The 6,440-nt window shown below is 68.1% G+C and carries 6 protein-coding genes; 3 read left to right on the top strand and 3 right to left on the bottom strand.

Going from position 1 to position 6,440, the window contains the following annotated elements:
- Positions 1 to 44 precede the first annotated feature (44 nt).
- Positions 45 to 1,565 carry a VOC family protein gene (locus EG885_RS17015; RefSeq protein WP_131576866.1) on the top strand — a complete coding sequence of 507 codons (1,521 nt, stop codon included), beginning with the start codon at positions 45 to 47 and terminating at the stop codon, positions 1,563 to 1,565.
- 66 nt (positions 1,566 to 1,631) lie between these two features.
- On the opposite strand, the gene EG885_RS17010 is transcribed toward EG885_RS17015, so the two are convergent.
- Together EG885_RS17010 and EG885_RS17005 are read right to left on the bottom strand one after the other, a co-directional pair.
- Positions 1,632 to 2,426 (bottom strand): VOC family protein, encoded by a 795-nt coding sequence (locus EG885_RS17010; RefSeq protein WP_131576864.1) that lies wholly within the window; start codon positions 2,424 to 2,426, stop codon positions 1,632 to 1,634.
- A 147-nt stretch (positions 2,427 to 2,573) separates the two neighbouring features.
- Positions 2,574 to 3,506, bottom strand: a complete 933-nt coding sequence (locus EG885_RS17005) for a ring-cleaving dioxygenase (RefSeq protein WP_131576862.1) — start codon at positions 3,504 to 3,506, stop codon at positions 2,574 to 2,576.
- Positions 3,507 to 3,636: 130 nt separating this feature from the next.
- Here EG885_RS17005 and EG885_RS17000 point away from each other — a divergent pair, with 130 nt between their 5' ends.
- Together EG885_RS17000 and EG885_RS16995 are read left to right on the top strand one after the other, a co-directional pair.
- Positions 3,637 to 4,593, top strand: a complete 957-nt coding sequence (locus tag EG885_RS17000; protein ID WP_131576861.1) for a LysR family transcriptional regulator — start codon at positions 3,637 to 3,639, stop codon at positions 4,591 to 4,593.
- A gap of 6 nt (positions 4,594 to 4,599) precedes the next feature.
- Positions 4,600 to 4,812 (top strand): hypothetical protein, encoded by a 213-nt coding sequence (locus tag EG885_RS16995; protein WP_242679718.1) that lies wholly within the window; start codon positions 4,600 to 4,602, stop codon positions 4,810 to 4,812.
- 22 nt (positions 4,813 to 4,834) lie between these two features.
- On the opposite strand, the gene EG885_RS16990 is transcribed toward EG885_RS16995, so the two are convergent.
- Positions 4,835 to 6,439 (bottom strand): alpha-glucosidase family protein, encoded by a 1,605-nt coding sequence (locus tag EG885_RS16990; protein WP_131576859.1) that lies wholly within the window; start codon positions 6,437 to 6,439, stop codon positions 4,835 to 4,837.
- Between the last annotated feature and the right edge of the window lies 1 nt (position 6,440).

Here is a 6,440-nt window from a genome sequence, read left to right as displayed (position 1 = left end):
GGCCGGGGCGGCGCATCTTGGGCCCCAAGGGAAAGGAGGTCGCCATGACGGGACTTCACCATGTGACGGCCATCACGCGCGACGTGCAGGCCAATGTCGATTTCTGGATGGGTTTTCTGGGCCTGTCGCTGGTCAAGCAGACCGCAGGGTTCGAAGATGCGCAGCAGCTGCACCTGTTCTATGGCGACAGCGCGGGCGCGCCCGGATCGCTGGTCAGCTTTCTGGTGTGGCAGGACGGGGCAAAGGGCCGCGTGGGCCACGGACAGGTGACCGAGATCGCGCTGGCCATTCCCCGCGCCCGGATCGGCGACTGGCTGACCCGCGCCATGCAACGCGGCCTGCGGATCGAGGGTCCGCTGCGGGAATTCGGCGCCCCGGTGCTGCGGCTGAAGGATCCCGACGGGATCATCGTCAAGCTGGTGGGGCAGGACATCGCCGATGCGGGCTGGCCCGCGCCGCCTGCGCATCTGGCCGGGGTGACCCTGTGGTCGGAGGATGCGGCAGCCTCGGCGGCCTTTCTGATGCCCTTTGGTTATCGGTCGGGCGGGGTCGAGGGCGGGGTGACGCGGCTGGTGTCGGATCGCGACGTGATCGACATCCGCGATGCGGGCGGCTTCGTGCCCGGCATTCCCGGCAGCGGGGTGATCGACCATGTCGCGCTGCGCGTGCCGGATCTGCCCGCGATCAAGGCGCAGCGTGCGCGGCTGGCGGGTGGCGCCGATGTGGGGCAGGTGACGGTGCATGACCGCAAGTATTTCACCTCGCTTTACGTCCGCGACCCGGCGCAGATCCTGATCGAGCTGGCCACCGACGGTCCCGGCATGGCCGTGGACGAGGGCCCGGGTGATCTGGGCCGCAGCCTGAAGGTGCCGCCCCATATGACCGATGATATTCAGCTGCGGCTGCGTTTGCCGCAATTCGCCCGACCGGGCGAGGAAAGGACCGTGATGCGTGATCTGCCTTTTGTCCACCGCCTGCATGTGCCGGATGATCCGGACGGCTCGGCCATCGTGTTGCTGCATGGCACCGGGGGATCGGAATCCGATCTGATGCCGCTGGCCCACAGCATCGCCCCGCGCACCACCCTGCTGGGCCTGCGCGGCCGGTCTACCGAGGAAGGCGTGGCGCGGTTCTTTCGCCGCCTGTCCATGACGCGGTTCGATCAGGACGATATCCGGTCCGAGGCCCACGCCTTCGCCGCCTTCTGGCAGGGGGCGCCGGCCGCCTATGATCTGGACCCGGCCCAGCTGACGGTGCTGGGCTATTCCAACGGCGCGAATTTCGCGGGGGCGGTGATGGCGCTGCATCCCGGCCTGATCGCGCGGGCGATCCTGATCCGCCCGATGCTGGTGTTGGACCCGGCGCCCCAGGCCGATCTGACCGGTGTTCAGGTTCTGACGCTGCAGGGCGCGCGTGATCCCTATGGCGCCCATGCCCCGGCGCTGAACGATTGGCTGAGCGTATCGGGGGCCAGGCTGGACGCCCGGACGGTCCCCGCCGGGCACGAGCTGTCGGCGGATGATCTGAGCGCCGCGACCGGCTGGCTGGCCGGGTTGCAGGCATAAAAATGCCCCGCCTTCGGGGGTCCGAAGGCGGGGCGCACTCGTCAGAAATTGAACACGGCGACTAACTCAGACGAACCGGAAGCGGTTCCCCCAAGGATCCTCAATCGGGTCTTTTTCGGTTCCTGACGTCAGGGCAATTTCGGCCAGACCGGTCTGGCCCTGCGGGCGCGGACCGGCGCCCTCGCTGTTCCAGACATTCACGGCCAGATGATGGTGATAGCCGTCCCATCCGTACCAGCCCGCCCTGGGCACATCAAAGGTGCGGGTCAGCCCCAGATCGCCGGTCAGAAAATCGTCCGCCGCATCGATCTGCCCGACCTGCAGATGCACATGCCCGATGATCGTGTCCGTCGGAACGCCCTGCCAGCCTTCCGCCCCGTCGTCCAGCAGCGCCTGCAGATCCAGCCGGGCGGTGATCATGTGAACGCGGTCGCCGTCGCGGGTCCAGTCGGTGGCGGGGCGGTCGCGATAGATCTCGATGCCGTTGCCCTCGGGGTCGTGCAGATACAGCGCCTCGGAGACGCCGTGATCCGAGGCGCCCTCCAGTCGCTGCCCCGCATCGGCGGCATGGCGCAGCCAGCCCCCAAGGGCGGCGCGGTCGGGCAGCAGAAAGGCGGTGTGAAACAGCCCCGCCTGCCGGGGGTCATGGGGCCGGGCGGCAGGATCGCCCTGCAATTCGATCAGCACGCGGTCCCCGGTGCCAAGGCGGCGAACGGCCGCGTCGCCGCCCATCGACTGCAGGCCGATGATGCGTTCATAGAATGCCGCCATGCCGGGCAGGTCGCGGACGCTCAGCGCGACATGGGAAATGCGGGGGAAAATGCGGGGGGCATTCCGGGGCGCATCGTGGGGGGCAGTCATGGCAGTCTCCTCGGTGAAGGCGGGCGGGGGCTGGCGGTGCGCCGCCAGCCCCCATCGATGGTGATCCCGAACGCCGCGCCGCACAAGGCGCGGCGCGGGGGATCGGCTTGTGGCAGGATCGTCGTCATCCCGGGATCCTTGCGGATGTCAGGTCAGGGGCTTCAGCCGCGCCTCGATTTGGGTGCGTCTGGCCTCGAGGAAGGGCGGCAGGGACAGGCCCTCGCCCATCGTATCCTGCGGTTCGTCCACGTCAAAGCCCGGCCCGTCGGTCGCCAGTTCGAACAGATTGCCCCCCGGCTCGCGGAAGTAAAGCGAGCGGAAATAGAACCGCTCGACCTCGCCCGAGGAGGGGACGCGGAACTGCGCCACATGGTCGGTCCATGCGGTCAAAGCGGCGGTATCGGGCACGCGGAAGGCGACGTGATGGACGCCGCCCGCGCCTTGCCGCGCCTGCGGCAGGCCGGGCTGGACCGCGACATGCAGTTCGGCTGCAGCGCCGCCCGTGCCCATCTCGAACACATGGACCTGTCCCTGTCCGTCAGGGCTGGCATAGTCGCGCACCCGGCGCATGTTCATGACCTGCGTCAGCAAGGCCTCGGTGGGGGCCAGATCGGCGACCGAGATGGTGATCGGGCCAAGGCCGCGGATCTGATGCCCGGCGGGCACGTCGCTGCGGTCCCAAGGATGACCGGCGGGGTCGGGCGCGGCGATCAGGCGCAGGCGCTGGCCTTCGGGGTCTTCGACATCCAGACTGGGGCGTCCGTCCAGCGTGGTGATCTTGCCCGCCAATCCATTCAGGCGGTCGGCCCAGTAATCAAGGCTGTCCTCGGCCACGCGCAGGCCGGTGCGGGTGATGGCATTCGTGCCACGCCGCTCGGGCGCCGTGGGCCAGTCGAAAAAGGTGATGTCGGTGCCGGGGCTGCCCGCCCCATCGGCAAAGAACAGATGATAGGCCGAGGTGTCGTCCTGATTGACGGTCTTTTTCACCCGGCGCAGGCCAAGGGTCTCGGTATAGAAACGGTTGTTGCCCGGGGCATCGGCGGTGATGGCGGTCAGGTGGTGGATTCCGGTCAGCTGCATGGCAGAGGCTCCTGTCTGTTCGGCGTTGGGGTCAATATGGCCCGGCCTTGCCGTTCGCGGCACCCGCCTGCCGGGCAAAGCGGCGTTCGGTTCTTGCGAACGCCTTGGCCGGGGCGATAGGGTGGCGCACATGGGATGGACGATCGCGGATCTTGAGACCTTTCTGGCGGTTCTGGATGCGGGCAGCATCTCGGGGGCGGCGGCGCGGGCGGATCTGTCGAAATCCGTGGTCAGCAAGCGGATCAGCGATTTCGAGGCGGCGCTTGGCGTCGCGCTGTTCACCCGCCATGCGGGCCGGATCACGCCCACCGACAGCGCGCTGGCGCTGGCCGGTCGCCTGCGCCCGGCGCTGGCCGAGCTGATCGCCGCCACCGAAAGCACCGCCGCGCCCGAGGCCCCGCTGCGCGGCAGGCTGGCCATCGCCGCCCCGATGAGCTTTGGCATCCGCCATCTGGGCCCGGTGATCGCCGGTTTCGCCCGCGCCCATCCGGATCTGGAGATCGTGCTGGATTACGACGACCGACAGGTCGATCTGGCCCGCGCGGGGTTCGATCTGGGCCTGCGCATCGGGCATCTGAAGGATAGCAGCCTGATGGCCCGGCGGCTGTGCGAGGATCCGCGCGCGCTGGTCGCCAGCCCCGATTATCTGGCCCAACACGGCCAGATCCGCCAGCCCGGCGATCTGGCCCGGCACGCGGTCATCGGCTATCTGAACGCCCGGCTGGCCGAGATCTGGCCCTTTGGCGCCGATGTCACCCTGCCGCGCGCCGGGCGGATCACCGCCAACAATGGCGAGGCAATGCGCGATCTGGCGATCGGCGGGCTGGGGCTGGCGCTGCTACCGATGTTCATCGTCCATGACGCGCTGCGCGACGGGCGGCTGGTGCGGCTGCTGCCCGCCTTGCCGCAGGAGCCGCTGCCGATCAGCGTCGTCTGGCCGCCGATCCGGCCGATGCCGCGCAAGACCCGCGCGCTGGTCGATCACATCGCGGCGGCCTTTGCCGGAGAGCCCTTGTGGCAGCGCGGGCTGTTGACGGAGGGGGAGGATGCCGGGGGGCTCGCCCCCCGGACCCCCGAGGATATTTGAACCAAGATGAAACGACAGGGAGATGGCAGGATGAAGCTGGTCGATCCGGAGGCCCCGTTCTTCAGACCGCTTTGGGTGCGGGTGCTGTGCGTGGTGATGCCGCTGATCTGGGCGGGGGTCGAGCTGTGGAACGGCAGTCCGGCCTGGGCCATGCTGTTCGGCGCCGCAGGGGTCTATCTGGCGGTGGTGCTGTTTCTGTGGCGGCGGCGCGGGGGGTAGGGCCCGCGCCGCCGCAGGCCCGTCAGGCGGACAGCGTGATGTCGCCCGCAAGCCAGGCATAGCCATTGGCGGGCAGGTCGAGGCGGCCCCCCTGCAGATCGGCATGGGCCGGGCCGCTGAGGGTGGCGTCGCTCGCGACCGTCAGGCTGCGCGGCGTGGCCGAGAGGTTGAAGACGGCGGTCAGGGTCTGATCCTCGGCCACCCGCCGGAAGGCCAGCACCGGTTCGGGCAGATCGAGAAAGGTCGTCTGGCCCTGCCGCAGCGCCGGCTGGTTCTTGCGAAAGGACAGGATCGCGCGATAGGTCGCCAGAACGCTGTCATTGCGGCCCTGCTGATGGGCGACGGCGCGCAGGGATTGTTCCTCTTTGACGGGCAGCCACGGGACGCTGTCGGAAAATCCGGCATGGGGTTCGGTCGCGTCCCAGACCATCGGCGTGCGGCAGCCGTCGCGGCCCTTGACCTCGGGCCAGAAGCGCAGGGCGGGGGGGTCGGTCAGTTCGGCGTATTCGAGCACGGTCTCGGTCTGGCCCAGTTCCTCGGCCTGATAGAGGCAGATCGTGCCGGGGAAGGACAGAAGCATCGCCGCCGCCTGCCGGGCCAGCGCATCGCTGTCGGTCGCGTGATCGGCCCATCGGGTGACATGGCGCACCACGTCATGGTTCGAGAAGGACCAGCAGGCATGGCTGTCGGGCGCATGATCGCGCACGCCCTGAATCGTGTCGCGGAAATGCGCGGCGGTGAAATCGGCGCTGAGCATGCCGAAGCTGTAGCACATGTGCAAAAGGTCATCGCCCGCCGTATATTCGCCCATGATGTCGATCGAGGTCTGGCCGCTGTCGCCGACCTCTCCGACCATCATCCTCGCGTCATATTCATCGGTCAGCGCCCGCATCCGTCGCAGGAAGGCGATGTTTTCGGGGCGGTTCTTGGAATAGACGTGGCGCTGGCGGGGATAGGTCTCGGGGCCGTCGTAATCGGGATTGGGCGGGTTGTCGCGAAGGCGGTCGTCGTGGAAATAATAGTTCACCGTGTCCAGCCGGAAACCGTCGACGCCGCGGTCCAGCCAGAAGCGCATCGTGTCCAGCAGCGCATCCTGCACGGCGGGGTTCCACATGTTCAGGTCGGGCTGTTCGATCAGGAAATTGTGCAGGTAATACTGGCGCCGCTGCGGTTCCCATTCCCAAGCCGGGCCGCCGAAGACCGAGGGCCAGTTGCTGGGCGGCGTGCCGTCGGGCTTGGGATCGGCCCAGACATACCAGTCGGCGCGCGAGTTGGTGCGGTCGGTGCGGCTTTCCGCGAACCAGGAATGCTTGTCGCTGGAATGGCTGATGACCTGATCGATGATCACCTTCAGCCCAAGCGCATGGGCGCGCGTCACCAGCGCGTCGAAATCCGCCAGAGTGCCGAACAGCGGGTCGATATCGGTGTAATCGGCCACGTCATAGCCCATGTCCTTTTGCGGCGAGGTGAAGATCGGCGACAGCCAGATCGCATCCACGCCAAGGGCGGCCACATGGTCCAGCCGCCGGGTGATGCCCGGCAGGTCGCCGATCCCGTCGCCGTCGCTGTCCTGAAAGCTGCGGGGATAGATCTGATAGATCACCGCGTCGCGCCACCATTCCGCCATT

The organism is Paracoccus nototheniae (assembly GCF_004335005.1).
GTDB lineage: Bacteria > Pseudomonadota > Alphaproteobacteria > Rhodobacterales > Rhodobacteraceae > Paracoccus > Paracoccus nototheniae.
The sequence above is the reverse complement of the archived record's forward strand: the minus strand, read 5'-3'. Positions and strand labels throughout refer to the sequence as shown.